The sequence below is a fragment of the Vibrio sp. SCP2 genome (assembly GCF_059295395.1).
Window position 1 is genome coordinate 304,181 of the sequence record NZ_JCAFVV010000001.1, and the last position, 24,390, is coordinate 328,570.

Below are 24,390 nucleotides of genomic sequence, written 5' to 3' on the forward strand. Positions count from 1 at the left end.
GTAGTTAACCAAAAACAACACCCCATTCTAAAGAGTGAGGTGTTGAGTAGTCGTCGTTACCAATCGTAACTTAAGCTAGCAATGACGTTGCGGCGATCGCCGTAGTAACACCAGTGATTGCTTGTACATGTTGAGATGTACTGTTTGTCAAAGATGTTTTTCGCTGCCACTTGGACCTTATAGTCTTGGAAACGGTAACTCACCGTCGCATCATAAAGCGTATAAGCGGAGACTTTTTTGCTATTGTCGTTGCCCGCATAAGTATCACCTGTATAACGAACACCACCACCAACACTTAGACCGTTAAGGGCGCCACCAAAGAACTGGTACTTAGCCCAAGCCGAAGCTAGCGTGTCCGCTACTTGCTGCGGCGTTTTACCAACAAGCGACTTGTCTTTGTCATCTTTGATTTCAGAATCAAGATGAGTGATGTTACCGATCAGAGTTAGAGATTGAGTGACATTGGCAACGGCTTCAAGTTCAATACCTCGGTTACGGATCTCACCCACTTGCTTAATATCTGAACCATCGACTTGAACCACATCCGTCTTAGCGGCGTCATAAACAGACAGATTAAAGTAACCATCAAAGCTTCTAGGCTGATACTTCAAACCAATTTCAAACGACTCCCCACGCTCTGGCTTCGCTGGTTGATTGGTTACAGAACGGATTTGTGGTTCAAAAGATTGCGCGTAGTTAGCATAAGGCGTAAAGCCATTGCTCATGACATACGCCACACCAGCACTTGAAGTCCATTCTTGGTAATCAGCTTCATACGCTGTACCAGTTGTCTGGTTACGTTGCTCATTAGATGTATCATCGTAACGCACGCCGGCTTGCACGACCCAATCATTAATTCGCATTTGATCTTGCAGATAAAAACCAACTTGACGGTTTTTGGTAATCGTCGTTTCTAGATCAGCATCCGTTAACGGCTGGAGTGTTTTCGGATGCAGCAGTACTACGTTATTTGTGTACGTCGGATTAAACATGTTGAACGTCGGATCCGCGGTACCTAAAGCCGTTGTGCCATTTCCATCGGCTACAGTCGGATCAGCTGAATAATCTTGGCTATCAATCTTGATTTGTTGGTAATCGATACCTGTTAAGAGCGTGTGTTGCACGGCGCCCGTACGGAATTTATACACAAGACGGTTATCAATATTGAACGCATCTGAGTGACCTTTATCCGTCGTCGCATTTCTCACAATCGTTTGTCGCGAGCTTGTTGGCTCTAAGACTTGCCCTAAGTTAACAGGACCCACCTGAGTTTGTATGGTAGGCGCATCAGCAGCATACATTGAGAAGTACATCTGGCGTAAATCAATATCCATACGGCTATAGCGCGTTGATTGACCAAAGCTTAAAGTGTCATTGAATTGATGTTCAAACTCATAGCCCACTGAGAGTTGTTCACGTTCAAATTTTTCCCAATCCGGATTGCCGATAGCTAAATTATCAGGAATCTGACCATTTTTATTAGGCGTCAACGTGCCTTCAACAGGCAAGAATTGCAAATACGGCTTTGAATCATCTTTTTGATAACTGGTTAAGAAGGTAATGTTCGTCTTGTCGCTAATGTTCCATGCTAAAGAAGGGGCAATTAAAATGCGCTCAGCATCAACATTATCAACTTTTGTACCGTTCTTACGACCCATAGCAACCAAGCGAAACGCAACATCTTCATTGATCTCTCGGTTTACATCTAGGCTAATTTGCTTTCTATCGAACGAACCATACTCTAACGCGACCTGACCAGAGCCACCGTCAAACTGCGGGCGTTTACTTACCGTATTGATCAAACCGCCTGGTGGGTTTTGTCCATAGAGTACTGAGGCTGGGCCACGCAGAATTTCAACTCGCTCTAAACCAAACGGGTCAATTTGCCAACTGTAAAAGCCAGCTGAGTAAAGGCGTGTACCATCTTGATAAAGACCCGTCCCCGCTTGGGCGAAACCTCGCACAACAAACCAATCTTGCTTGTTGTCATCACCGTAATGGTTAGCTTGAATACCTGGAGTGTACTGAAGTGCATCCGAGATACTGATAGACGCTCGGTCATCCATTTGCTCTCGTGTGACAACAGAAACTGCGCGAGGTGTTTCATGAATAGCTAAGTCTGTTTTGGTCGCTGTTCGACTCTTTTGTCCTAGATAACTGAAATCGGGCCCTACCGAGCTTTCATGTTGCTGACCAACCACCACTACCGTTTCATCTTCCGCTGCATTAGCGACTCCAACAGACAAGGCAAACGTGACTGCTAAGCAAGCTGGGCTCAGCATAAACTGCGGCTTCATATCTTTCTCCTAAATATTTATGTGTTTTATTGTGATTATCATTATCTATGAATATTGAAATAGAGGGGAAGATGAGCATCATTCCCCCAAATCGATTTTAGAGTCTACGAAGTCCCCACATCAGGTACATACCACCAATCAGAGATGCCACTAAGCCTGCGGGAATTTCTTGTGGATATAACATCTGACGACCTAGCCAATCCGCAAGTAGCATTAAGCCCATGCCGACAAGTGCCGAACAGATAAGATGTTCACGGGCTCGACTAAACCCGAACAGACGTGCTAAATGAGGAGCCATCAAGCCAATGAAACTCAGAGGGCCAACCACCAAAGTCGCGCTCACTGTCAACAAGGCAACAAGTAGTAATAATAAGCCTCTTGCCTGCCCCACCTTAACTCCAACTGCGCGGGAACTGGCCTCACCTAATGGGAGAATGTCTAACCATCGAGCAGTAACAAAACTCAGTCCGACTAGAACGATAGCTGCCACAGCCAATGGAATAAGTGTTGCTTCAGTAACGTAATAGGTTGAGCCAGAAAGCCACGCTAATACTTGATAGCTGCGAGGATCTCCTCCCGCAAGAACAAAGCTTTGTACGGCATTCATCAGCGCAGTAATAGCAACACCTGTCAGCAAAACACGCTCAGGTTGAAAACCAGACTTACGGTTAAGCAAAACAATTACCGACAGAGAGGCCAAAGCGCCTAACAAACCGCCTAAGTACAGCCCGATTAAGCTCACGCCAATACCAGAGAACATCGCAATGATTAACCCCAAAGCCGTACCAGAACTGATACCTATCACTTCAGGACTTGCCATTGGATTACCGCTTAACCTTTGGATTACCGTTCCCGCGCAAGCCAGCATCACCCCTGCTAGCGCTGCAGCGACTAATCTCGGCCATCGCCATTCTAATAAGTTCCACTCACCAGAAGAGACTAACCATTGCCAACCTGTACTCTGAACCGAAATGGTACTAAAAACAAACAAAGTAATCGGCAGTATAATCGCGACCAAGGCAATCGCATTGCGATTAAGTGATTTCACTTGCGCACTATGGCGCGTCATCACTGTTTGCGTCTGGGTTTGACTTCGCATTGATAACCTAGGCAACAGCCAAAGTAATAAAGGTGCGCCAAGTGCTGCTGTGGCTGCACCAGTAGGAATAATCATCGCGGCGATGCCCGGAAGCTGCTGAATAAGTAAATCTGTTAATGTCAGTAGTAAACCACCTAGCAGCATAGAAACGATTAGTTTGGGTACTAAGCGATGGACACCGGTTGCACGAGTAATAGCCGGTGCCGCTAATCCAACAAAACCGATTACACCAACCTTTGCGACCACCCAAGAAGTGAGTAGCACAGCTAAGCCAAGACAGATTACCCGCAATTTAGCCAATGAAACGCCTAGACTCTTAGCGCCCTCTTCCGATAACTCCAATAGAGTTAACGGCTTAACGAATAAGAAAGAGATGCCGATCGCCAACGCTAATCTTGGTGCAAGGTAAGCGATATCTGCCCATCCTGTCTGCACAAGCGAACCCGCCCCCCAAATCATTAAACCCGCTAACTGGTCTTGGTTCATCATCAGGAGAACCGTGCTGACCGCTCCGAAATAGAGATTGATTACTAGGCCTGAAACAACGACGACGGTGGGCGATAAAGCACGACGCCATGATAGTGCAAACACCAAGGCCATGGTACCGACACCACCAACCAGCGCGATAAGAGACTTGGAAAAAGTCAGCAACCATGGGGCGTACAAGGTTGCCAGCATAAGCGCAAAACTTGCACCACTCGCAACGCCTAACGTTGAAGGAGAGGCAAGTGGGTTGCGCAGTACCTGTTGCATCAAAACTCCAGCAGCGGCTAATGCAGCGCCAGCAATTAATGTAGTAAAGAATCTAGGCCACCAGGTTAGGTGAAGCTTAACGGATTCTGGGGACATCCAATCCGCTTGAAACAAACTGCTAATACCCTTAGAAAAATTACCTGATGCGTTTAATTGGAATCCAACGATTGTCAGCATAAATGCCGCAAGTATCGCAACAAGACTTAGAGATAGAATTCTCATTGTGTTACCTCTTCAGTCAATGCAGCCGTGATCAGATTGGCAAAACGCAACGCGGAAGGCAGACTGCCAAAGCTCCAAGTCGGCTCAACCAATAATGAAGGGTGACCTGTTTGCTTAACTAAATATTGCCAGTATTGATCTTGTGCTAGATGCTCTTTAACTCCTGCAGGCAGCGGCTCAATCACTACAATCTGCCCTTCGATACCCTGTAACTTGTCGATACCTGTTAAATTGAAGCCCCACGCATTGGTTTCTTTGTTCCAAGCGTTTTGAATCCCGAGTTGATTCAACGCCACTTTATAAATGCTATTTTCCCCAAACACGCGCACATGCTTGGTATCCATAAACTGAACAAGTAACACCGGAGCAAGCTTGGGTGGCAGTTTGCTCTTAAGCGATTTTAACTCTTGCTCACTATCAGCGATAAGCTGCTCGGCTTGGCTCTCTGCGTTCACTTCTTTTGCCATACGACGAGTAAAGTCTGTTACGGCATCCCAATTCACCTCTCCGACCTTGTATAAACCAAGAATTTTTACTGGTGCAATGCGAGAAAGCTGAGTTTCAAGAGAAGAGAATCTCGGAGAAAGGAAAATTGTGTCTAGCTCTAATTCTGAAAGCCTTTCTAGATTAGGCTGAGTTCTCAGACCTACATCGACAGTTTCAGCGGGAATCTTAGGACTTCTGACCCAATCGTTATAATCAGATTGCTGTGCAGATGCGACTGGCGTGATACCTAGCGCAATCATGGTTTCTGTTTGAGACCAGTCAATCGACATCACTCGCAACGGAGTATCTAAATGCTTCTCTTCCGCCAATGCAGGCGTCACTACTGCAGAGGCTAGAAGGCAAAAAGAAGTAATTGTTTTAAAACCTAGCATGGCATTGCCACCGGATAACCTGCCGCATGATCCGTTATCTGCATTTTGATTCCGTATATATCGTGCAATTGAGGTTCAGTGAAAACTTCCGATACCGAACCTTGCGCAATCATCTTACCGCTATGCAGCGCGACAATATGATCGCAAAAGCGCGCAGCCATATTAATATCGTGAATTACGATTAACACACCTAACTCAAGCTCAGTCGCGAGTTTTTTGATCAGTTCGAGCATTTCAACTTGATGAGCGATATCAAGCGCTGACAAAGGTTCATCAAGTAGTAGATATTGTGTCCTTTGTGCCAATAGCATGGCTAACCAAACTCGCTGCCGTTCACCGCCCGACAACGTATCCACAAGGCGATCTGCATACTTGGTGGTATCGGTCATTTGCATGGCTTGTTCAATGAACTGCTTGTCTTGGCTAGTTAAACGCCCAAGTAAGCCGTGCCATGGGTAGCGGCCAAAACTGACTAGATCTTTGCCCGATAAACTATCTGTTGGTGGAAGATGTTGAGGAAGATAAGCAATTTGTTGAGCGAATTTTTTATCAGACCATTGGGAGACTGATTTGCCCTGCAACACAACATCCCCATCGGTTGATTTTTGTTGTTGGGCAAGAAGTTTAAGTAGCGTCGATTTACCAGAACCATTGTGGCCGACGAGTGCATAAATTTTGCCTGGTTCAAAATTCATATCAAAATCTGACAGCAGCGCTCTGTCACCAACGCTAAATGCTAGCTTTCTAGCTTCGAGCATATCTTTTCCCTTAAACTCTCTTTTTACATAGGGTTAATCAATACAACACGATTGATTAACAAGGTGGAATTTATATAACAGTAAATATATAAATGCAAACCATTTTCATTTGCATTTGCATTTGCATTTATTGGGATAATTGTTAGGGTAATCTGCGAGTGTAAAAGAGTGAGTTAGCGAAGAATAATGGACAAACGATTGGCATCAGTAACTTTATCGAAACCATGGTTAACCAGATGTCCAAACTATTCCTTTTCCATACCTGAGCGAATAATCAATATCTGTGTTGTAAAATACGATGTCTCTCACTTTTCGTTGGATTTACAACTATCACAGTGGCTGCCGTTACAACTAAGACAAGCCAATCATAAGCGCCAAGCTGAATTCATAGCGGGTCGCGTCGCAGCTCACTATTCAATGAATGCGTTCGATCAAGACCAAAGCGTTGAGATCAATCCAGATCGTTCCCCGCTTTTCCCTAAAGCGCTGAAAGGCTCAATCTCTCACAGTCAAAACCTTGCTATTGCAGCAACAATCCCAAGTGAAAAAATTCCTGATACTCACTTAGGTATCGACATCCAGCACTGGTTTTCAAGTGAAGAAACAGACGACGTCGCAGCTCTTGTTTGCACAGATGTAGAGATAGAAAGGCTGCAAGATACTCATCTTTCCTATCAGCAAAAAGTGACCCTTATATTTTCTGCCAAAGAAGCGCTGTATAAAGCTATCTACCCACAAGTAAAAGAAGTCCTTGATTTTGATGTCGTGGAATTAATTGATGCCAAAGCACATTCCTTACATTTTGCTTGCTCAGATTATTTGGCGGTTAAAGGATTCCCACATCAACTTGTGTGTCACTACCAGTTACACGATACGCATATAGTCACTTTGGCCCTCAGTATCACACCAAACTAATACGATTTTGGGGTAATTTCTGTCGATGACATTTCGTACCCTGATACATAGACCTAAATTGACTCACTACCACCCACAATCCCGACACGATGACTGTTTGAATTCCCAAAGCCACAAACTGGTTATCAAGTTCAACTGCTTAAAAACGGGCAAACTGTCGAAACCATTATGTCAGCGGATATCGATGTACCGTGCAAATGCCCGCCTAAAGATGATTAAAACAGTCAAAAACCAAAAGATAATCTTAGATTAGGAAAGCATCAAAAAAGCCGCAAATGCGGCTTTTTATCTTTATTGGTGATTGTTAATCCTTATTTGCTAAGTTTCTGCACAAACCTGCTTTTGTACACTAGGTGGTGCTGGCTCATAGTGGCTTAAGCTCATGTTAAAGCTGCCCTCACCTCCCGTTATTGAGCGTAATCGCCTTGCGTAATCTTGCAGTTCATTAATAGGAGACTTGGCTTGCAGCAAGGTATAGTTCGCGTCAATCTGCTCTGTACCCTCAATTAAGCCGCGATTACCCGACAAGTCTCCCGAGACATCACCGACATACTGGGTTGGGATCGCCAGTTCCATCTGCACAATCGGCTCTAATACAATCGGCCCCGCTTCTTGTACTGCTTTCAAGAAGGCTTTCTTACCCGCAATCACAAAGGCGATTTCTTTCGAGTCAACAGAATGGTACTTGCCGTCAAACACCGTCACCTCAATATCTTTGATTGGATTCCCTGAAATCGCACCTTCTTCTAACGCTTGCTTAATTCCCTTTTCAACGGCTGGAATAAGCGCGGTAGGAATCGCACCGCCAACCACTTTGTTAATGAACTTAAAGCCTGAGCCTCGCTCAAGTGGCGCAACTTTTAACTGTACTTCACCAAACTGCCCTGCACCGCCGCTTTGCTTTTTGTGACGATACTGAGCTTCGGCGGGTTTAGTAATCGTTTCGTAGTACTCGACGCTAGGCTGACCGGTTTCAACTTCAAGTTTGTAGACCGATTGCATCTTCTCTAACGCCACCTTAAGGTGGAACTCCCCTTGCCCACTGATAATGGTCTCATTGGTACGCGCTCTATGTTCAATCCTCAATGAAGGATCTTCACTCGCGATCTTATTCAGCACATCGCTAAGCTTCTGCTCGTCTCCTCGTTTGATCGGCTTCAAACACAGTGAATACATCGGCTGTGGGAAATTAAGTGTTTTAAGCTCGACATCATCTTCGTCGTGTGAGTCATGCAAAATAGAGTCAAACTCTAGCTCATCCACTTTCGCTAGTACGCAAAAGTCGCCTGCTAATGCTTGGTGGATCTCAGTACGTTCTTTACCTTGCAGCTGGTATAAATGACCCACTTTAAAGGCTTTATTACTCTCCCCGACATAGAGCTGGCTGCCCGCATTGATCTCACCTTGGAAAACGCGAACGTAGGCAAGTTTGCCCATGTAAGGGTCAACGCTGACCTTATAAACGTGCGCAACGGTGTGCTCTAATGTTTCGCAGTTCACTTTTACTTTGTTGCCGTTTTTCTCTAGCAAAGGTGGATTGCCTTCATTTGGCATCGGCATAATTTCAGACAGAGTTCTAAGTAGTAGATCCACTCCTGCGCCCGTCTCCGCTGAGACAAAGCAAATTGGGATGATATGCCCGGTTCTTAACGCCTCTTCAAACGGATCATGCAGTTGTTGCGGCGTTAGCTCCGAACCTTGCTCTAAATAGAGCTCCATTAACTCTTCATCAACCTCAATCACTTGATCGATAAGTGTTTCATGAGCTGCTTCGACATCGTTGATCAGCGTTTCTACATTCATGTTTGGCTCAAAGAAACAATCAACCACCGCTTTTCCATCAGCCGTAGGCAAGTTAATCGGCAAGCAGTAGTCCCCAAATTTATCGCTGATTTCATCCAGTAGCTGAGAGAGCTGACTCGCCGCAACATCAAGCTTATTGATGATGATCATTTGGCATTTTCTCTGCTCTTGGCCGAAGGCAAATAAACGTTGAGAGGTTTGAGTGATAGGCTGTTGAGGGTCGATGATTAGCGCTGAGGTTTCTACTGCGGGAAAGACACTTAACGCCCGACCAAGCAGTTCATTTTGCCCCGGAGTGTCAATGATGTTCAGTCGATGCTTGTCATAGCGCATAGTCACAGGTGTGGCTTCGATACTATGTTGATACTGAATCGACTGGGCATCGAAGTCTGTAATGGTATCGCCTTTTTCAACCTTTCCTAGGGTTCTTGTTGCTTGACAGGTATGGAGAAGCTTTTCGATTAAAGTGGTTTTGCCAGTACCCGTTTGACCAACAAATGCGATATTTCGAATCTTATTGATAGGCATAGAGCCTCCTTGCAAAATGAGTTACGGAACGTAGTGAGCAGTAGAGCGGCGGGCTTACCGCCTACTCGTCTTCCATGTCATTTTGCGGATCACTCTATGCATAAAGACCAACTTCAGCTTTCATTGAAGATGAGTTTAGCATGCATCAAATATCCTCACTTTAATGTGACTTATTTCATAGCCAAAGAGGTTAAGATTTGAGCTGCATCAATTGAGGGGGAGATTAGCCTAGAGATCCTAACTTAAGGGCACTTTGAAAGGATACAAAAAGAGCCGCGATTGCAGCTCTTGGTGTTGCAATAAAAAATGGTCAGCCCAATCATCATCCGCTAGTGTGCTTCCTATAACGTTCTTAGCTTGTCACAAAGCGGCTCAATGAAGTCTCGGTCTTTCCAGTAATACTTGTGAGACAATAATGTCATCCCCGTATTGATTTCAAAGTCCGTTATATTAAGGGCATTCGTATACCCTCCCCCCATTGGCTTGAGAGGCCAACCAAGCGCATCATCTACATCGAAGAAATTCCACCATTCGAAATCATCACTTGGCTTTTCAATCGCCTTAATACTCTCTTCGTGCAATCCTGACACAAACAGCGGCATGTTATTACCCGTGCTAAACCAAATACGAACGCGTTTAAGCTTTTCGCGTGCCGCCTCCGCATCTTCACCACCGGGGCGAAAGATGCCTGTCTTGTTTTGAATATCCCAGACATAGTTAGAAAATACCTGATTGCCCAAAGACTGAGCCACTACGACAATAACACCGTTGGAGTCGAGTTCCTCTAACAAAGTGTTGAACTTGTCATGAACACATCTGGTCACGACAGAACCGAGGCTTTCTGGTGTACTATAGTCTTGAATGTTTGCCGCATCACTAAATGAGAACAACATAAATTGACGGGTCTTGCGCACATCTAAATCATGATCCTTAGTCATTCGTTCCCACATCGCTTTTTGATTGTCTTGCATTGGCGTGTGGTAATAGACCGACTCAACGGGGATTGATTCTTTATCTACCCCTAGCTCTTTCTCTACTCTAGAGATAAATTTTTTGTGGTAGTCCTTAGGTTGGTTTCCCATCCCATGAAGAGTGAGTATTCCGAATTTATTAGCCATCTGACGCTCTTTATATTTTAAAGCAATCAAAGCATAGAACGGCTAAAGAAAGTTGCGAGTGAGCTGCACCGCATAATCAAGATGGTTGGGTGTTAAGGGGGTTCTTAGCTCATGAATGCAAAGACATACCATGGAAAAGAAAAAACTGCTCTGACCAAAAGTTGTGATGCTAACCCAATCTAAGATGATTTAGTAAAAATGCCCATTCATTTAGTCACCTTTTATCTGACTTATTTGGCTCACTAGCAACAGATATTGTTAAGATAGTTAAATCCTCGGCAGTGTCTGTTTTGCTCGGTTCACTGGCATCAGGCTCAGTAGCCCTCGCTGCACGAAACTGTTCAGACAGGCAAAGGGCTTCAACAAGATATATACGATAGTTTTTTAGGCTTGACCGCTATGTTAGTTGAAGTCCAGCGTGAGAAAAGCAAAAAGGAGGTTGAAGAAGAGGTTAAAATTTATTTGCAGACGTCGGTCAACTAGCTATCAAAAATAATCATTATGAACATTAAAATCTCGATAAATAATATAGCCAAAGTCATGAAAACACTTGTAGGCGTTGTTTTGCTGATTATCCTGTCCATAGCTAGCTTGTATATTGGATTTAATTCTATCTCCCTACTCTCAACTAAGTTCGGTGAAGTAGTGATCTACTACAGGTTCGGATTAGCAATGATACCGTGTGGTATAGGTTTGTTGGCTACTTTAATTGTAGTTATATATTTTAATCTCAAGAACAAACGACTAGATGATGTCTACGGAAATGCCCTCAGCTACACCATTATAGGATCACTTGTTCTAGCGTTTTTGATTACATGGTTGACACCTTCAATATATGAAACTCGTCTTGAGAATGCTGGGCTTCAAGCTTGTGAGGGAATACCGGCAAGTCACCTCCCTTTATTTGCGAAAAATTTGCTTTCAGTGCCTCACTCTGTAAAAGCAACTAACTTAGGAAAAGAAATGAGCAGCTCCTCATTTCAAACGTTTTTGTAAAAAATTCAATCAGTGATTTGGTTACGAAACCCCTATGAATACATATTTCCTTCTTAATAAGTTTAAAAGGACCTACAAGATTGCGGTATATACCGCAGTGATGGCTGCTCTATCATTTTCTAGTCTTTATTTGGGATTCCAGAAAGTAATGGCATTAGGTAATCCCATCAACGAAATAGAAACATACTCTCGCTTCGATTTTGCTGCGATACCTATGGGCATAGGTTTGTTTATCGTAGTTATACTAGGGATATTTTACGTTATTACTGAAGAAAAATGGGAGGATCGTTATGGAGCAGTATTACCACTTTCTTTAGTTGGACTTTTGATAGTTACTGTTTTAGTTGCAGTAATAACCCCCTCAGTATATGAGAAAAGATATGAGAAGGCCGGACTACAGCCATGTAAAGGGGTTCCAGCAGGCCATCTACCTCTATTTGCAAAGAAGTTTGCAACAGACTCTTCACTTTGCAATGAATAACTGGAATTGTAGTGTTCAACTAAAATTGTTCATCAACTGAAGAAACCAAACAAAAAGAGCCGCAATCGCGGCTCTTATCAATTATGTCTTAAGTAATCCGTAAAATTACTCTTTACCGAAAACGTTGTTCTCTTGCTCTTGTACACGGATGAAGGTTGTACGCTTAGTTAGCTCTTTAAGTTTTGCTGCGCCTACGTAGGTACACGTTGAACGTACACCACCAAGGATGTCTGAGATAGTGCCGTGAACAGAGCCTCTGTATGGCAATAGTACGGTTTTTCCTTCAGCTGCGCGGTACTTAGCCACACCACCTGAGTGCTTGTCCATTGCAGACTGAGAAGTCATGCCGTAGAACTTCACACAAAAGCCACATAGTCATTATATTTCAATATCTTAAAGAATTTTATATGTATATAAAAACAGTTAAAAATGGCGATTTAGACCCTTATTTAACGTAGTTTCTCAATGAGTGTCGCCATTTTTGTCGCCACTAATTCAGTATTTATTTCAATATATTTAGCTTGGAAGGAAGTAAGTAAGAGATCATCCATACTAGTAATTTTTTATCACTTAAGCATTCGGTTATTATGCTCTCTTTCACACCACAGCACGAGCTGAGTACAATTCTTGTGTTGAATTCAACTGCTATCTAGAAAGGTAAAGGTGGGTATGCTTACAGCAAAAGTTACTAGAGGAAAATATAAAGGAAAACTACTTTACCCTCATAAGGGCAAAAAGGATTCTAAGTACGTTGCTAGCTTAACTAGATTTGAAGAGGATTACGTTCGAACTGACTCATTAGACGAGCTTGCTGCGCTCGTGAAAGCTGGTTATGGTGCCAGAATGTCCAATGATGAAATTCCAAATGCTCCTTCTTTCATTACGCATTCCAAGATTTTGGTGTCAGAAGACTTATCATTAGAGCCCGCAGAATTTTTGTCTGACAGTGTAGAAGAAAGAGATCTTGATGGTGACTCAGTAGCCAAAGTTCGAAAGGAGCAAAGTTTCTTGAGAGCTCATTTGCTACGTGGACGTCAAACTGCTGAATGCACCTTATGTGGTGAAACTTTTCCTTTTGATTTTTTGGTAGCTGCACACATTAAAAAAAGGTCAGCTTGTACCACTGATGAAAAGCTCGATTTTGACAACGTAGCAGCGTTAATGTGCAAAGCTGGATGTGACGATCTTTTCGAGAAAGGCTATGTAACTGTTGTTGATGGGATCATTGTTCAAGCAAGATCGAAACAAATTACAAATAAGCTAAATGAACTGATAAACCAACTAACAGGTAAGGCTGTCCAAAATTGGGCTGGCAGCGAACTTTACTATCGCTGGCACCAGAAAGCTCATGTAAAGTCGTAAGGGAATCTTATGAAATATATTGGGATAGATCCGGCTTCAGGCAAAGAGACCTGTGTTTGGACTGGTAAAGACTATGAGTTTATTAAACCGCAAAATGTTAGGCATTACATAAACTTAATCCTTGAAAAAGAACCAAATTGCTTGATCGCTTGGGACGCCCCCTTATCCTTTTGTAACTCTTCATATTCTGACCGGGTTGTAGACAAAATAACGAGAAAATGGGTTAAGCAAAAAGTTCATGACGGTTGCTTTGAAAAGAAGTCTGTAAATGCTCTACCCTTTTCCGGCTTGTCTCACTGGGTGATATCTTGTGAAGCATTAGGTTTTCCATTCGGCGAACGATTAAACTCCCTTCGCCTGTATGAGCATCAAACGTTTCAAAATCATAAAGGTCAATACTTACTAGAAGTACACCCAGCAGTATCGATGGCGTGTATGTGGTACGAGAAAGATGTGAAAGAACCATTTCCTGTGTACAAGAAAACAAAAGATTCTAGAAAATTGATTGTAGACACACTCGGATTCCCAGAAATATGTACCGAAAATGATGACATTCTAGATGCATACGTTGCCTATGACATGGCAAAGAAGTTTGCAGAGAAAACAGCTATTTCAATATACCCTCCTTCTAAAGGGAGTTATGTGCTTCCTTTGGGCAAAGCGTTAGACGAACTGTTAACAATTTAGAAAAAACAAAAAATCGTAGAAATCACTTTTTACTCAGCCAACGTTAGTCAACACGCCGAGCCTAAGCTCGGCGTTTTTCTTTAGAACGGACTGTTAGCCTGATACTTGGTCAACACTTTACGAACGTTCTCCCACAGCTCATTTAGGTCTCGATACTCTAGGTAGAAACCACTGTCGATGAACTCGGAGCCGCTGGATTCAAACCACGGCTTATCTTCACCTTTGCCCCCAATTCCTAATTCAAACTTCGCGCAGAACTTCCCGCCTTTTGGTCTTATCTGAAACTTAATGTGATATGTCCAATGGCTTTCTGCTGGGCAACGTTTGTAGAGTGCGGGTAACCAGCCAGAGTCGTAGTAGTTAGGGAGACAGGTTTCGGGGAGTTGGTATTGAGCGGGAGGAAGTGTCGGCATAGCGCTGCGGAGTTGATTGGCCATCTGGTTGAATGCGTTGATATAAGCTTCCTTTATCTGCGCTGCTTTCTTTCCGGTAAAGCCCATGACCAAGAACATAAAACCATCTTTTGTCATCTCAAAAGCTTTTCGAAGCTCACCTTTTTTATCTCGATATTCAACGTGCGTAAAATTGCGCGCGTTAAATTCATCAGAACATTTAAGGCTGTTGAGTTTGCGAAGAACGTCTCGATGTTGCTTATTAAAAGCTTCTGCGACTTTAAGAGAAGTAGTACGAACTTTCTCGCCTTGATTAAAGACAAGATCAGATACTGTCAGGGTAAGGGAAGTTGTATTAGCCATGATGGCCTCCTTGAGTATGATTTTTAAATCACCACTCAAAGGGTCCAATCAATGGGTGGTGAACTGAACAAGGTTGGACCTACCGCACTCAAGGAAACGGCCAGCATAAAGCTGCCCTGCCCAGCCCACCATAATTCAGTTACATTTTGCCTAATAGTTAAGCAAAACCACCATGTTTGGGTGTGCCAACGCCGCACATAAAAAAACCAGCAAAAAGCTGGCGACTATGCGCCTTGAGTAAATCAAACGGGGGTCCAATCCCGACACTGGATTTTGCCAGTGCCGTTACAGGTTAACGATGTGGCAGATCGGTGTCAAACGTTTAATATCGTTGCAATTCAAATAGAAATCCCTATATTAATTACTGTATATAAAAACATGACACATGTAACATAGGGAATGAGTGATGAAGAAAGAAGCTATTGCAGCAGTGTTTGCAACTTTGCTCGCAGGTCCAATTGGCTATTACTTTAATGATTGGCAGACTAAGGATATTATATCTATAGAACAAGTAGAAGCGACGCCACTCTTTAGCAAAATACCTTTCAACAGAGAAATAGTTCGCGACCTAAATATGGTCCATTCTTTCCAACTTCCAATACCCATCGCTATACAATCATATGATTGGCTTGGGCCAGAGCTGACTGATGAACAAGCCAATTCTATCTTGTATCAGTTGGAGCATATTTCTTATGTTTGCTCTAATCTCCTTGAAACCTATAGTAGAGATCTAACTTTTCTCAAAGCTCAAGAACCCAATTTGCGTTTCTATCAATTGGCATCAAAACTCACACCTAATTATGTTCCTCCAATTTACGACTCGAGCAACACTACTACGCTTGACCTCATAGGAATGTACGAAGAAAAAGTTCAAGATGTAGAGCAATACATGTCAAAAATTTCACAACACGAAAAGTATTTGAAAGATTTCAACACTACTAGAACAGGAGAAGTGTTAATTTCTACAACCCTTCTCAATAAAGGCAATACTGACGGGCTAATTAAGCGCAGAGCAACGCTTAATATAGCCACATATGATCAAAGCATCCCACTTAAGGTAATTGACAGTAACTTTTTCACTGGAAATCAAATGAGTCCAACTCTAATAGCGACTCCACCTACGACTATTTATAAGAGATCGATGAATCAAGTTCTTTTCGAAGTAGACAAGTCTAGAGTCAATGGTAGCATGCTTAAAGAGCTCAATGCGCTCATTAAAAATGCTAATCCATTTACATTCACAGTCAGCCTGACCGACTTTCGGGGAGATACTATCAAGTCTGAGCCCACGAAAATGTTTGCTTCTAAATACTAACGGGTATGGGCTATCAAACTGATTAACTGGTATGTGATCATTAACCTAGTAATGTATGATTTATAATATGCAAATTGGGAGCTGGAAGCTCTGATCAAAGGTGAGCTTTCAGAGTGTTTACATTCAGATTAGTGCCTTTTGAGGGGCTCAACAGTTGATAAGTCAACCACTTGTAGATAACGTAACTCTTTTAATAGCTGTGTCCTAACACCCCCACATCTAAATTAATCTCGGTACCCTTTTCACTCTTGGCTTTGTCTACTGTTACTGGCTTATCTGACTTAATCCGAAGTTCCACTTCGGACTTGCTCTTTAAGGTCTGGCTAGTGAGTGGTCGATAGGCTTGATATGGCTTTGGCGTAGTCAGATTTCCTGACTGATAAGCATGGTCTTGTGAGCTGGTTGTTTCACGGCGGTTTGTTGTTTCTTCAGTGGTAATACCGAGTTTGGCGTTTTTGTCTTTGATGCCATCGAGCTTGCTGGCAAGGCTGTCGAATTGTTTACCTGCCTGTTCGGTTTCTATCTTCCAACCATCTGGAATCAGTGAATCTGGCAGTTTGTTTATAAGGGCTTTGAACTTTTTCCATAACCAGCCCACCTTTTCCCCTACCCACTTAATAACCTTATCTAAGCCAACAAACTTATCGACTAAGTAAGTTATGGCGATAATCGCTGCACCTACCGCTGCCACTATCATCCCGATCGGGTTAGCCATGATGACGGCGTTAAGGCCAATCATCGCAACTTTAAAGATAGCGAGTGCCGCCACAATGCCTTTGAAATTTTGCGTTACCCAGATAAGCCCTTTACCCAGGAACGCAAAACCTCGATACAAGCCGTCGACGGTTTGGATGAGCTTTTCAATAAACTCAGTGCGCCATTGCGCGTTTTTAAACTTGTCTGAGAAACGGGTAAAGACTTTGGTAACTTTCTCCATCACTGGCGCGAGTGCAGCAAACTTTATTGAACGAACACTTTCCTGAATTTTCTGTAGTGCGTCGTTGTATGCTTCTGCCTTTGCTGCGTCTTTAGCGGTTGCACCTCCGCCAAGAGCGTTAAGCTCTTTACGTGCAGCGGTTAGCCCCTGTGTACCTTCGCGGAGCATGATTAACATTTTGCGTCCATCCTGCCCGAACGCGGCATCGGAAAATGCCATCTGCTCTTGGGGTGACTCTAGCTTTGAAAATGCATCAAGCAGCATTTCGTAGGCTTGCTGGGTATCTTCTGCTCCCTGTAAGTCTTTATGGAGTGAGTTACCGCTTTTCTTAAGAAATGAACCTAGTGCGCCTGTTCCTGTCTCCTGCAATACGCCTAAGCGTTTAGTAAACCTGAGCATAGAGCCAGACAACGCATCGCTTTCAACGCCTGCATGATTGGCTTGGGATTGCATGGCTTGCAGCTCCTCAATCGGCAGGTTCAGGTTACCAGCGACCTTCGCCAGCTTGTCCATCTCTTCTGCCGTGCTGTTTACCTCTGAGACCAATCCAGCCAAGCTCACGCCACCCAATAAAGCGGCGCCCTTGCCTACCGTCGTGGAAGCAACATTCGGCAAACGAATTACACCATTGAGCTTTTGAATGGGCTTCATTGCCCCCTGTAAGATCGAGTACTTCTTGCTAAGGCGCGCAATCTCTTTGCCGTGCTTTTTGTAGCTTCGGTTTAGCCGATCACTTTCGCCTTCCAAGTCATACATTTTCACTCCTGTCTGGTTAAGCTGTTTACCTAGCCGGATCAGGTTGTTCTTGTAGCTCGTTTGTTCTGAGTTAAGCTTGTCTAACTTCTCCTGCTGTTTGCTGATCTTCTCCGTCAGCGCTGCACTTGGGCGCGTTGCGGATGCCGCTTTGGCTTTGAGTTCGGTGAGCTTTTCGTTAGTGGCTGCTATGGCGAGGGCGTTCTTACTTATCGCTTTCTGCGAGCTTTTGAATGAAGCGATCATACCTAGTACAGCTGTGTCATCTGCCTGCGCTTTTTGCACCTTCTTGATGACCTTTGCATAGTGATCTGATTCGCTGGAGATGCCCTTAAGCGGTGCGGATATCTTGTCTTTCATCCCCATCACAACTGACAAATTCATTTTCATGGTGATATCCCTTATTGGTGATGCAAAAAAGAGAGCTTATTCGCTCTCTTTCCGTTCGTGTCTAACTCTGGCTTTTTCCCGAAACAGCAATAAGTCTTCGTAGCTAAGCCTATCCAATTCGCTTGGCTGCCAGCCCAGCACTACTGCTATGTCTGCGTAGTAGTCTTCAACGTGTTCGATTACTGTTTCGTGTTGACGAAAAAAGAGGCGATTTCAGTCAGTATCGGCGCCCAGTTCTCTGGCGCTAAGTTGAGCATATCTCGCTCATTTAAGCAGGTGATTCTTGGCACCAGAATCTGCCCTGTTTCGAAATCCATTTCACACACTTTGATGAGGTTTAAACCACGCAAGTTGCCCGAGTGCGGTTTGGTGATTTCAAGTTCTTCAATCATCTCGCCGTCTTTCTCATGCGGTACTGCCAACTTAACCTTTTTCACTTTACTGCTGTGTTTAATCGGTGTCGCCATAGCCCAATTCTTCCTTTAGTTCTTTGAGTTTGGTTTTGCAGCCGCTTTTGTCCGGGTCCAGCTTCATCACCTGTTCATAGAGTTGGTACGCCAGTTCGCGTTCGCCTTCTTCGTAATGCCAGTCACCGACCAAGCGATACATCTTCACTTTTAGTGGTGCATTGGTTGCCAGCTCTCCCGATTGCAAATCCTGCACAGCATTGAGCAAATAACTACGCTCATACTCTTTGTTGGCTTTGTGGGCTTCCAGCGAGTAATTGAATACATAGCCGCAATAGGCAGTCTGGCCGTTCATTTTCCAATTTTGCGGTGTTTCCAGCCCTGCACCAATGGCATTGCGAAAATCATCATGAATGGTTTCCAGCAGTCCCAAATCGACATGCCACATGAAGAACCACCACAACACATCAAGATTGGCGTAATTACCCTGATGCGTTTCAAGCAGGGTTTCGACGGTTGAGCGGTACTTCTCGATTAAAGACTCTTTGAATGGGTCTTTCTCCTTTGAGCCCGCCAAGGTTCGAACGTAAGACAAGTCTTGTTTGAGCATCAATTGGATTTCTTCCCAGGGCTTACTCAACGCCGATGGTCGATTCGATTGTTCTACCGGCACGACTTTAGGCTTGTTGGTGAGCGCCTGACGCTTCATGAGTATTGAATACATGACTCGCTCCTTATTGTGGGATCAGCTCGTAGCCATAGAACATGACTTCCAGTTGCCCTTCCTTCACGGCCAACGTGAGCGGGTCGCCCACCCACGCATCGGTTAAGGTGTAGGTTTTGCCACTGTTCGTCTCGAGCGTGATGTTTTCATCGACGAACTTTTTAATGGCATCTTCATCGGTGTTGCTGGCGTGGGCGATGGTGCACTTAATGGATGGGGCCTCTTCATAAGACTCGCTGTGGCCAAGCACACCATCGTCACCCATAACTGGTTCACGCTTGAGGTTACCGAAGTTGATTTCCGCGCCTTCTTTGATTGGTAAGCGCCCCAATGAACCGGCATTAAGTACCGCGCGGCTAGTAATTGTTGTTCCCATGGCTTACTTCCTGAATTGAATCTTACCTGCAACGATGATCAGTCCATTCACGAACTGTGGTGAATCCTGATAGTTGATACGTTGTTTGTTGGTTTGGTCGAGCTCGACAATCAAAGACTTTTTGTAGCCATCAAAATCTTGCACGATGCCCTGATATTCCAGCTCCCGATATAATGCGAGCAATTCACTTTTGAACATGCTTGGCGTAACAATGACCTGACCGGGCGCAAACTTGGTACCGTCCTTTGCGACTTTGTGGCGCGCGTATTTGCTCAGGATGCGTGAACGCTGCTTCTGGCGGAAAAACATTGCGGTTGCCGGTGTCATGATGTCGAGGTAACTGTTGTCGGCGATACCTGACGCATTCTCGGTATACGCAGTAACGGGGCGCTCAATCTGCACTTCTTTGCTCGGCGTGACGGTGTAAGTCCCCATTCCTTCATGAAGCAGCAAGTTACGCTCTGCCCAGTCGAATTCCGTTTCCGCTGTTGAATACACGCCACTCAACTTGAGGGTTTGTAGGGGTCGGCATGGGTCGTTGGCCAATGAAGGGGCAATTTGCCCTGCCCAAGCAGCAACAGCTTCTGCATCCGACAACACCTGATTCGATGAATCCCCCAAGCTATCAATCGACATAAAGCTGATCAGTGGGCAATTGCTTTTCGAACCAAAGGTCACCAGCTCCGAGTGTGTGCCTTTCTTTGGTAGATACGCCAGACCAGGGATTTGATTGAGCGCGTCGTAGCGCTTTTCCAAGAACTCTCCCAAGTCACGAATGGTGGTCTCGTCATTCAATGAACAAATGATATGGTGATACTGCTTATCGCCCAATGCAGCAAGCGCAGACATGGTGTCATTGCTGGCCACACTCACCGCATACACGGGCATAGTTTCATCCTGCTTGCGGAAGAACTTCACCATCTTAACGATATCTGAGTTGCCAAAGTGTTCGGCGGCTTTTGCATCATCCATGCAAAGCTTTACTGTGTTTGCCCCTACCGCGGCACCATCGGCGGCATTGCCGATCACAAGGCAAAGTTGCTGGTCTTCAGCACTGTTAGCCAGGCTGTTATCAATCTCGACATACATGCCCGGAACACGAGCATTGCTCGGCACTTCTGAGAAGCTGATACTCATTCTTCAGTCTCCTGTTTTTGTTGTTTCGCCTTAACCTCAACAACGGATTTATCTTTGATTCGGCGTAGCCAGTAGGTATTGCGCGGTTTCACTTCTCCCGCAGCTTTCAGCGGTTGTCTGGTTTCAGGGTCTCGAACCAGTAAGCCTTTGCTGCTCGGCTTAACCTTAAATGTTCGCATTAGGTTGCATCCTCTAGTGCAAAGTGTTCTGCAGCCATCGCCAACAACTCTTTTTCGAGCTGTGGCGTCCAGCCGATAAACGTACGTTTGGGCATGCGATAACTTCGTTTAGTGAGTATTCCACCCTGCCACTGTCCCACCTTCGAATCGAAGAAGCCGTTTACCCTTGTGGTGAAAGAGAGCTGAGCACCTTCATTGTGCTCACGGCCAATAACACCCGCAGAGCCCTTTAGTCCAACCTCAAACCCTTTGTCACTGGTTCGTGTTCGTAGTGCCTGAGCAAAACCCAGCAGCATGTCTTTACTGCTCGCTCCATAATCAAGGTGAGTCTTTGGTCTTCGGCTCTGAAATGGGTTGTTATTAATGTCTCGCTGCGCTCTGATTTGCTGCCTAAAGAACTGCCGTGCACGGTTTGCCATTCGGCGGTTTAAGTCATGCTTTTCAGAAGCTTTTACGACCAACGTATCTACTAGTTGAGTTAGCTGCTCTGGGCTTTCCAGCGTTTTCATGGCAAGTCCTTGGTATGGCCAATGAAGTAAACCAGCTCATTCAGTTCATCCGCCTGCACAGCCGCCTCAAACTCGCTGATACACTCATATAGGGTCCCTTGCTGCTTCCAGTTTCCTTGCTCACTCTCTGCCAGTGAATAACTTTCTCTCAGGTCGATTTTTATCTTGATGTCACATTTGCCATCATCGAGCATCTGAGTCGCAAACGTCGGTGCTGGTAAGCCTTTCTCTGTTCGTTCCGGATCATGATTGTTGAGCCAATTCACCAAATGCATAAACAGAATGTGCGGTTTTAATCTCGCGTTCTGAACAAAAACAATTGCCGTGTATTCCAACTCATAGCCGTCGACCAATGGTCCTTGACCACAAAACAGAGCGCCATCTTCTACCCAGATATCTAAGCTATTCGAATCAGTAATGTGGTTTTTAAACAGCTCAGTCAGGCTTTGTAGCGCTTGCATCACACCACCTCAAAGCAGTAGGTTTCGTGACCATGAACGAGCAGGTCGATAGCCTGGCGATACTGGACTTCGCAATGCTGCTTTTTGTCTGTTAACGCTTCTTGTCGCTGCGCTGCTTCCGCTGTCGCATCCCCACTTAACTGAATACCGATCAACTCACTGGCGGTTAAAGCAAATACCGCTTGCTTGTAAAGCGTTGCGCCTGCTTCTTCATCTTCAAACTTATCCTTAGAAAGTGCGTTTAGGTCATCGTAAGGCGCCATAACGCACTCCAACTCTTTGTGTACTTTGATACGTGACACGCTCGCTTGATGCAGAATGCCTGCCTCTGTTTCATTGCTCATGAAATGAAACAGAGACTGAAACTCTGCTAGCTTCAACACCGGATACTTTGCCGTGGCTGGTAGCTCTGAGTCGTAGGTTTCGCTTTTATCACCGACAAATTCCATCATGGTTCCTCGTGAGAAATGCGGGCAGACAAACACTGAACTCTGCTTCTGCCTAGGCTTCACAGATTGAGTGTTAGAGCCCGCATTGAGGGGGTGGTCGTTTAAGGGCTATACCCAGTTTTCGCCAATCTTCAGTTTGACGTTCTTGAATTCCATCGCGGCTGCTTTCCCGATTTCTTCAATGACGTAAGCGATGTTCATCGACTCGAAGTTTTCGATCTGGTCTTTCTCGTCGTTCTTCTTACCCATTGAGCGACGAATCGAGCCTTCCTGAATGTAGATAGACAAGTTGTCGTAGCTGGTCACCATAATGCCGGTTGATGGGAAACCCGGAACCTTCACCGCAGGCAGGCCGCCGTAGGTTCCAATAACCTGCACTTCTTGAATTTTGCTCTTCTCGCTTGGTGTATTGCCATGCGCTTCGTAGAACATCGCTTTGTCGTAAGCCAGCAAGTCAGAGCCGATAATCGCGATCAGGTTTGAGTCGTTTTCACACGCATCGTGAAGCAGGTTCTTCGTATTGAGCACCGCTAAATCGAGATTAATGAAGTCACCACCTTCACCGATTCGAATCTCACCGGAGTCAGGCTCAATTTCTGTGATGTAGCGCTCGGCGTTGTAGTCACGCATCGCCTGAAACCAACCTTTGTTGACGTCTTCGCCGTTTGGATTCGAGCTCGCATTGGTGTTCTTCTCTACGCGCTCACCGTACCAACCAATGGTGATTTTGTTAGCGTCGATCTGCTCACGTGTATGAGCTGAGATGATTGAGTTGAAACGCTTGTCGTGCGCCCAGGCATCAAGTTTGTCGTAACGAATAGCGGTATCGAAGTTAGTCTGCTCACACATGTACGGCATCGCGCCCATGCCTGAGTAGTCTTTCGGTACACGGCGACCTTCACCTGATGTGTCAGTGCGACTAGCAATCATGCCCGTTACACCCAGACCGATGGATTCGCCTTTCTGGTTCTTCACCGGAATGATGTTGATCTTCTTCAGGAACCAGTTGCTCTCTCGCATCTGACCAATGATTTTTTGAGTGCCGTTCGGCGTGACGTTAAACTTCTGGGTCGCGTCATCCACTTCATTTTGCTCAGCGACTTTCTTCACGTAAGCATTGAGCTTGATTTGCGTTTGTTTCTGCATAGTTTTACCTGTTTCTCTTCGTCAGACTGGCGTTATAAGTACTGCTCTTCTTCGCTGTCCTGACCTGCTAGCTTGCGCGGTGTTTCGTCAGTGATTTGGCTAAGCGTTGTCGTCATCTCTGACATCTGAGTCGACAACTGCTCCACCTGACCTTTGAGTTCATCGAGCTGATTGCTTTCAGGCTCCTCTTGATCAACCTCTGGCTTTTTCTGCGCGGAAAGGCTTTCGACCAACAGGCCTAAGTTCGTACTGAGTACCTTGTTCTGCTCGATGCTTTGTTTGAGCAGCTCTTCAGTTTCTTTACTCATTTCGCTTTCTTCCTCTTGTTGCGAGAACTGCTCAGGAGACTTTTCACCGCTGAGCCAGCTTTTGAATTTCTGGAATAAGGAGGCATCACTTTCAGGTTCTTCTTGCGAAAGCGCTTGCGGTTCGATGGTAAACTTTGAAAGTACGTGAACCTTGCCATCGTCCCTGCTAGAGAGATGGATCTGAGTTGTACCCAGTGATGCGGGTTTGTCGGTCAGAGCCAGTCCGGTTAAATAGGCTTTCTCAGTGTTAGAAAACTTCTCAATGAACTCACAAGATGTATGAAGCAACTGGCCTTGTTCCGTCATGCGTAGCAAATGGGAGTTAGGTTTAATGACCGCGAACAACTTGTCTTCACGCTTCTCTACCGACAACACCGAACCGAATTTGTAGCTCCAGTCATAGTGCTCTTCATTGATGCGCGCGGTGTACACCTCTGGGTTGTAGGTCTCTGCGATTTCATCAATGATTTTCTGTTCAATAACGCGACCATCAACGGTTGTCCCTGCCTGCAAAATACAAATCGGCTCTGACTGAAACATGTCTAAACTCTCCTGAATTCGATGATTTCAATCTAACGAAAGCCTTCCTCTTTTTGTATTCATCCTGATTCTAGATACCCGATATAGAACTCTCGCAAGCTGAGTAA

General features: G+C 44.8%; 25 protein-coding genes and 1 pseudogene. 6 read left to right on the forward strand and 20 right to left on the reverse strand.

Going from position 1 to position 24,390, the window contains the following annotated elements; all coding sequences use genetic code 11:
• Positions 1-56: 56 nt before the first annotated feature.
• The 4 genes from AC5O63_RS01455 to AC5O63_RS01470 all read right to left on the reverse strand — a co-directional run bounded on the left by AC5O63_RS01455 (position 57) and on the right by AC5O63_RS01470 (position 6,007).
• Positions 57-2,297, reverse strand: a complete 2,241-nt coding sequence (locus AC5O63_RS01455) for a TonB-dependent siderophore receptor (RefSeq protein WP_494503631.1) — start codon at positions 2,295-2,297, stop codon at positions 57-59.
• Positions 2,298-2,394: 97 nt separating this feature from the next.
• Positions 2,395-4,371: a Fe(3+)-hydroxamate ABC transporter permease FhuB gene (gene fhuB / locus AC5O63_RS01460; RefSeq protein ID WP_494503632.1), complete on the reverse strand. Its 1,977-nt coding sequence runs from the start codon at positions 4,369-4,371 to the stop codon at positions 2,395-2,397.
• Positions 4,368-5,249, reverse strand: a complete 882-nt coding sequence (locus tag AC5O63_RS01465; protein ID WP_494503633.1) for an iron-siderophore ABC transporter substrate-binding protein — start codon at positions 5,247-5,249, stop codon at positions 4,368-4,370. The genes fhuB and AC5O63_RS01465 overlap by 4 nt, the downstream gene beginning before the upstream one ends.
• On the reverse strand, positions 5,243-6,007 hold the full coding sequence (locus AC5O63_RS01470; protein WP_171320874.1) for an ABC transporter ATP-binding protein: 765 nt from the start codon (positions 6,005-6,007) through the stop codon (positions 5,243-5,245). Before AC5O63_RS01470 ends, AC5O63_RS01465 begins: the two co-directional genes overlap by 7 nt.
• A 186-nt stretch (positions 6,008-6,193) precedes the next feature.
• Here AC5O63_RS01470 and AC5O63_RS01475 point away from each other — a divergent pair, with 186 nt between their 5' ends.
• Entirely contained in the window at positions 6,194-6,922 is a 729-nt protein-coding gene (locus AC5O63_RS01475) for a 4'-phosphopantetheinyl transferase family protein (RefSeq protein WP_494503634.1), read from the forward strand.
• A 318-nt stretch (positions 6,923-7,240) separates the two neighbouring features.
• On the opposite strand, the gene fusA is transcribed toward AC5O63_RS01475, so the two are convergent.
• Both fusA and AC5O63_RS01485 read right to left on the reverse strand, forming a co-directional pair.
• A complete protein-coding gene (gene fusA, locus AC5O63_RS01480; protein WP_494503635.1) occupies positions 7,241-9,253 on the reverse strand; it encodes an elongation factor G in 2,013 nt (670 codons plus the stop codon).
• 341 nt (positions 9,254-9,594) lie between these two features.
• Positions 9,595-10,371 carry a hypothetical protein gene (locus AC5O63_RS01485; RefSeq protein WP_494503636.1) on the reverse strand — a complete coding sequence of 259 codons (777 nt, stop codon included), beginning with the start codon at positions 10,369-10,371 and terminating at the stop codon, positions 9,595-9,597.
• Between the two features lie 540 nt (positions 10,372-10,911).
• Between AC5O63_RS01485 and AC5O63_RS01490 the strand changes: the two genes are divergently transcribed.
• Together AC5O63_RS01490 and AC5O63_RS01495 are read left to right on the forward strand one after the other, a co-directional pair.
• Positions 10,912-11,367: a hypothetical protein gene (locus AC5O63_RS01490; protein WP_494503637.1), complete on the forward strand. Its 456-nt coding sequence runs from the start codon at positions 10,912-10,914 to the stop codon at positions 11,365-11,367.
• 34 nt (positions 11,368-11,401) lie between these two features.
• Positions 11,402-11,848 carry a DUF1240 domain-containing protein gene (locus tag AC5O63_RS01495; protein ID WP_494503638.1) on the forward strand — a complete coding sequence of 149 codons (447 nt, stop codon included), beginning with the start codon at positions 11,402-11,404 and terminating at the stop codon, positions 11,846-11,848.
• Between the two features lie 105 nt (positions 11,849-11,953).
• Here the strand turns inward: AC5O63_RS01495 and AC5O63_RS01500 are convergent.
• A pseudogene (locus AC5O63_RS01500) lies at positions 11,954-12,208 on the reverse strand (IMP dehydrogenase); the annotation flags it as partial.
• Between the two features lie 309 nt (positions 12,209-12,517).
• Between AC5O63_RS01500 and AC5O63_RS01505 the strand changes: the two are divergent.
• Both AC5O63_RS01505 and AC5O63_RS01510 read left to right on the forward strand, forming a co-directional pair.
• Positions 12,518-13,210: a hypothetical protein gene (locus AC5O63_RS01505; protein ID WP_137356969.1), complete on the forward strand. Its 693-nt coding sequence runs from the start codon at positions 12,518-12,520 to the stop codon at positions 13,208-13,210.
• Between the two features lie 9 nt (positions 13,211-13,219).
• Positions 13,220-13,897 (forward strand): DUF429 domain-containing protein, encoded by a 678-nt coding sequence (locus AC5O63_RS01510; protein WP_137356968.1) that lies wholly within the window; start codon positions 13,220-13,222, stop codon positions 13,895-13,897.
• Positions 13,898-13,977: 80 nt separating this feature from the next.
• On the opposite strand, the gene AC5O63_RS01515 is transcribed toward AC5O63_RS01510, so the two are convergent.
• Positions 13,978-14,652 carry a Rha family transcriptional regulator gene (locus tag AC5O63_RS01515; protein WP_494503639.1) on the reverse strand — a complete coding sequence of 225 codons (675 nt, stop codon included), beginning with the start codon at positions 14,650-14,652 and terminating at the stop codon, positions 13,978-13,980.
• Between the two features lie 406 nt (positions 14,653-15,058).
• Here AC5O63_RS01515 and AC5O63_RS01520 point away from each other — a divergent pair, with 406 nt between their 5' ends.
• Positions 15,059-15,967 (forward strand): hypothetical protein, encoded by a 909-nt coding sequence (locus tag AC5O63_RS01520; protein ID WP_494503640.1) that lies wholly within the window; start codon positions 15,059-15,061, stop codon positions 15,965-15,967.
• Between the two features lie 190 nt (positions 15,968-16,157).
• Here AC5O63_RS01520 and AC5O63_RS01525 read toward each other — a convergent pair whose 3' ends face one another.
• The 12 genes from AC5O63_RS01525 to AC5O63_RS01580 form a co-directional block, all read right to left on the reverse strand.
• On the reverse strand, positions 16,158-18,047 hold the full coding sequence (locus AC5O63_RS01525; RefSeq protein WP_494503641.1) for a hypothetical protein: 1,890 nt from the start codon (positions 18,045-18,047) through the stop codon (positions 16,158-16,160).
• 36 nt (positions 18,048-18,083) lie between these two features.
• Positions 18,084-18,227, reverse strand: a complete 144-nt coding sequence (locus AC5O63_RS01530) for a GpE family phage tail protein (RefSeq protein ID WP_085058121.1) — start codon at positions 18,225-18,227, stop codon at positions 18,084-18,086.
• On the reverse strand, positions 18,227-18,514 hold the full coding sequence (locus AC5O63_RS01535; protein ID WP_494503642.1) for a phage tail assembly protein: 288 nt from the start codon (positions 18,512-18,514) through the stop codon (positions 18,227-18,229). The genes AC5O63_RS01530 and AC5O63_RS01535 overlap by 1 nt, the downstream gene beginning before the upstream one ends.
• Positions 18,498-19,178 carry a phage terminase small subunit gene (gene gpM / locus AC5O63_RS01540; protein WP_494503643.1) on the reverse strand — a complete coding sequence of 227 codons (681 nt, stop codon included), beginning with the start codon at positions 19,176-19,178 and terminating at the stop codon, positions 18,498-18,500. The genes AC5O63_RS01535 and gpM overlap by 17 nt, the downstream gene beginning before the upstream one ends.
• Before the next feature lie 10 nt (positions 19,179-19,188).
• Entirely contained in the window at positions 19,189-19,554 is a 366-nt protein-coding gene (locus AC5O63_RS01545; protein ID WP_494503644.1) for a phage tail tube protein, read from the reverse strand.
• A gap of 3 nt (positions 19,555-19,557) precedes the next feature.
• The gene (locus tag AC5O63_RS01550; RefSeq protein ID WP_494503645.1) at positions 19,558-20,691 is read right to left on the reverse strand and encodes a phage tail sheath subtilisin-like domain-containing protein; all 1,134 of its coding nucleotides are present in this window, start codon (positions 20,689-20,691) and stop codon (positions 19,558-19,560) included.
• The gene (locus AC5O63_RS01555; RefSeq protein WP_152472119.1) at positions 20,688-20,870 is read right to left on the reverse strand and encodes a DUF2635 domain-containing protein; all 183 of its coding nucleotides are present in this window, start codon (positions 20,868-20,870) and stop codon (positions 20,688-20,690) included. The genes AC5O63_RS01550 and AC5O63_RS01555 overlap by 4 nt, the downstream gene beginning before the upstream one ends.
• A complete protein-coding gene (locus AC5O63_RS01560) occupies positions 20,870-21,379 on the reverse strand; it encodes a phage virion morphogenesis family protein (protein ID WP_494503646.1) in 510 nt (169 codons plus the stop codon). Before AC5O63_RS01560 ends, AC5O63_RS01555 begins: the two co-directional genes overlap by 1 nt.
• Complete coding sequence (locus tag AC5O63_RS01565) at positions 21,376-21,840, reverse strand: phage tail protein (protein ID WP_494503647.1); 465 nt, start codon at positions 21,838-21,840, stop codon at positions 21,376-21,378. Before AC5O63_RS01565 ends, AC5O63_RS01560 begins: the two co-directional genes overlap by 4 nt.
• Complete coding sequence (locus AC5O63_RS01570; protein WP_494504554.1) at positions 21,840-22,289, reverse strand: head completion/stabilization protein; 450 nt, start codon at positions 22,287-22,289, stop codon at positions 21,840-21,842. Before AC5O63_RS01570 ends, AC5O63_RS01565 begins: the two co-directional genes overlap by 1 nt.
• Positions 22,290-22,397: 108 nt before the next feature.
• Entirely contained in the window at positions 22,398-23,435 is a 1,038-nt protein-coding gene (locus AC5O63_RS01575; protein WP_494503648.1) for a phage major capsid protein, P2 family, read from the reverse strand.
• A 32-nt stretch (positions 23,436-23,467) separates the two neighbouring features.
• A complete protein-coding gene (locus AC5O63_RS01580; RefSeq protein ID WP_494503649.1) occupies positions 23,468-24,283 on the reverse strand; it encodes a GPO family capsid scaffolding protein in 816 nt (271 codons plus the stop codon).
• Positions 24,284-24,390: the final 107 nt, after the last annotated feature.

What these genes read in the sequence shown, in the direction of transcription:
- fusA (WP_494503635.1), bottom strand. Translation starts at nt 9,253, where the DNA reads ATGCCTATCAATAAGATTCGAAATATCGCATTTGTTGGTCAAACGGGT.
- AC5O63_RS01485 (WP_494503636.1), bottom strand. Translation starts at nt 10,371, where the DNA reads ATGGCTAATAAATTCGGAATACTCACTCTTCATGGGATGGGAAACCAA.
- AC5O63_RS01520 (WP_494503640.1), top strand. Translation starts at nt 15,059, where the DNA reads ATGAAGAAAGAAGCTATTGCAGCAGTGTTTGCAACTTTGCTCGCAGGT.
- AC5O63_RS01560 (WP_494503646.1), bottom strand. Translation starts at nt 21,379, where the DNA reads ATGAAAACGCTGGAAAGCCCAGAGCAGCTAACTCAACTAGTAGATACG.
- AC5O63_RS01570 (WP_494504554.1), bottom strand. Translation starts at nt 22,289, where the DNA reads ATGGAATTTGTCGGTGATAAAAGCGAAACCTACGACTCAGAGCTACCA.
- AC5O63_RS01505 (WP_137356969.1), top strand. Translation starts at nt 12,518, where the DNA reads ATGCTTACAGCAAAAGTTACTAGAGGAAAATATAAAGGAAAACTACTT.
- fhuB (WP_494503632.1), bottom strand. Translation starts at nt 4,371, where the DNA reads ATGAGAATTCTATCTCTAAGTCTTGTTGCGATACTTGCGGCATTTATG.
- AC5O63_RS01565 (WP_494503647.1), bottom strand. Translation starts at nt 21,840, where the DNA reads ATGCAAGCGCTACAAAGCCTGACTGAGCTGTTTAAAAACCACATTACT.
- AC5O63_RS01470 (WP_171320874.1), bottom strand. Translation starts at nt 6,007, where the DNA reads ATGCTCGAAGCTAGAAAGCTAGCATTTAGCGTTGGTGACAGAGCGCTG.
- AC5O63_RS01455 (WP_494503631.1), bottom strand. Translation starts at nt 2,297, where the DNA reads ATGAAGCCGCAGTTTATGCTGAGCCCAGCTTGCTTAGCAGTCACGTTT.
- AC5O63_RS01475 (WP_494503634.1), top strand. Translation starts at nt 6,194, where the DNA reads ATGGACAAACGATTGGCATCAGTAACTTTATCGAAACCATGGTTAACC.
- AC5O63_RS01525 (WP_494503641.1), bottom strand. Translation starts at nt 18,047, where the DNA reads ATGAAAATGAATTTGTCAGTTGTGATGGGGATGAAAGACAAGATATCC.
- gpM (WP_494503643.1), bottom strand. Translation starts at nt 19,178, where the DNA reads ATGTATTCAATACTCATGAAGCGTCAGGCGCTCACCAACAAGCCTAAA.
- AC5O63_RS01555 (WP_152472119.1), bottom strand. Translation starts at nt 20,870, where the DNA reads ATGCGAACATTTAAGGTTAAGCCGAGCAGCAAAGGCTTACTGGTTCGA.
- AC5O63_RS01575 (WP_494503648.1), bottom strand. Translation starts at nt 23,435, where the DNA reads ATGCAGAAACAAACGCAAATCAAGCTCAATGCTTACGTGAAGAAAGTC.
- AC5O63_RS01515 (WP_494503639.1), bottom strand. Translation starts at nt 14,652, where the DNA reads ATGGCTAATACAACTTCCCTTACCCTGACAGTATCTGATCTTGTCTTT.
- AC5O63_RS01580 (WP_494503649.1), bottom strand. Translation starts at nt 24,283, where the DNA reads ATGTTTCAGTCAGAGCCGATTTGTATTTTGCAGGCAGGGACAACCGTT.
- AC5O63_RS01535 (WP_494503642.1), bottom strand. Translation starts at nt 18,514, where the DNA reads ATGGCGACACCGATTAAACACAGCAGTAAAGTGAAAAAGGTTAAGTTG.
- AC5O63_RS01465 (WP_494503633.1), bottom strand. Translation starts at nt 5,249, where the DNA reads ATGCTAGGTTTTAAAACAATTACTTCTTTTTGCCTTCTAGCCTCTGCA.
- AC5O63_RS01545 (WP_494503644.1), bottom strand. Translation starts at nt 19,554, where the DNA reads ATGGGAACAACAATTACTAGCCGCGCGGTACTTAATGCCGGTTCATTG.
- AC5O63_RS01495 (WP_494503638.1), top strand. Translation starts at nt 11,402, where the DNA reads ATGAATACATATTTCCTTCTTAATAAGTTTAAAAGGACCTACAAGATT.
- AC5O63_RS01550 (WP_494503645.1), bottom strand. Translation starts at nt 20,691, where the DNA reads ATGAGTATCAGCTTCTCAGAAGTGCCGAGCAATGCTCGTGTTCCGGGC.
- AC5O63_RS01510 (WP_137356968.1), top strand. Translation starts at nt 13,220, where the DNA reads ATGAAATATATTGGGATAGATCCGGCTTCAGGCAAAGAGACCTGTGTT.
- AC5O63_RS01490 (WP_494503637.1), top strand. Translation starts at nt 10,912, where the DNA reads ATGAAAACACTTGTAGGCGTTGTTTTGCTGATTATCCTGTCCATAGCT.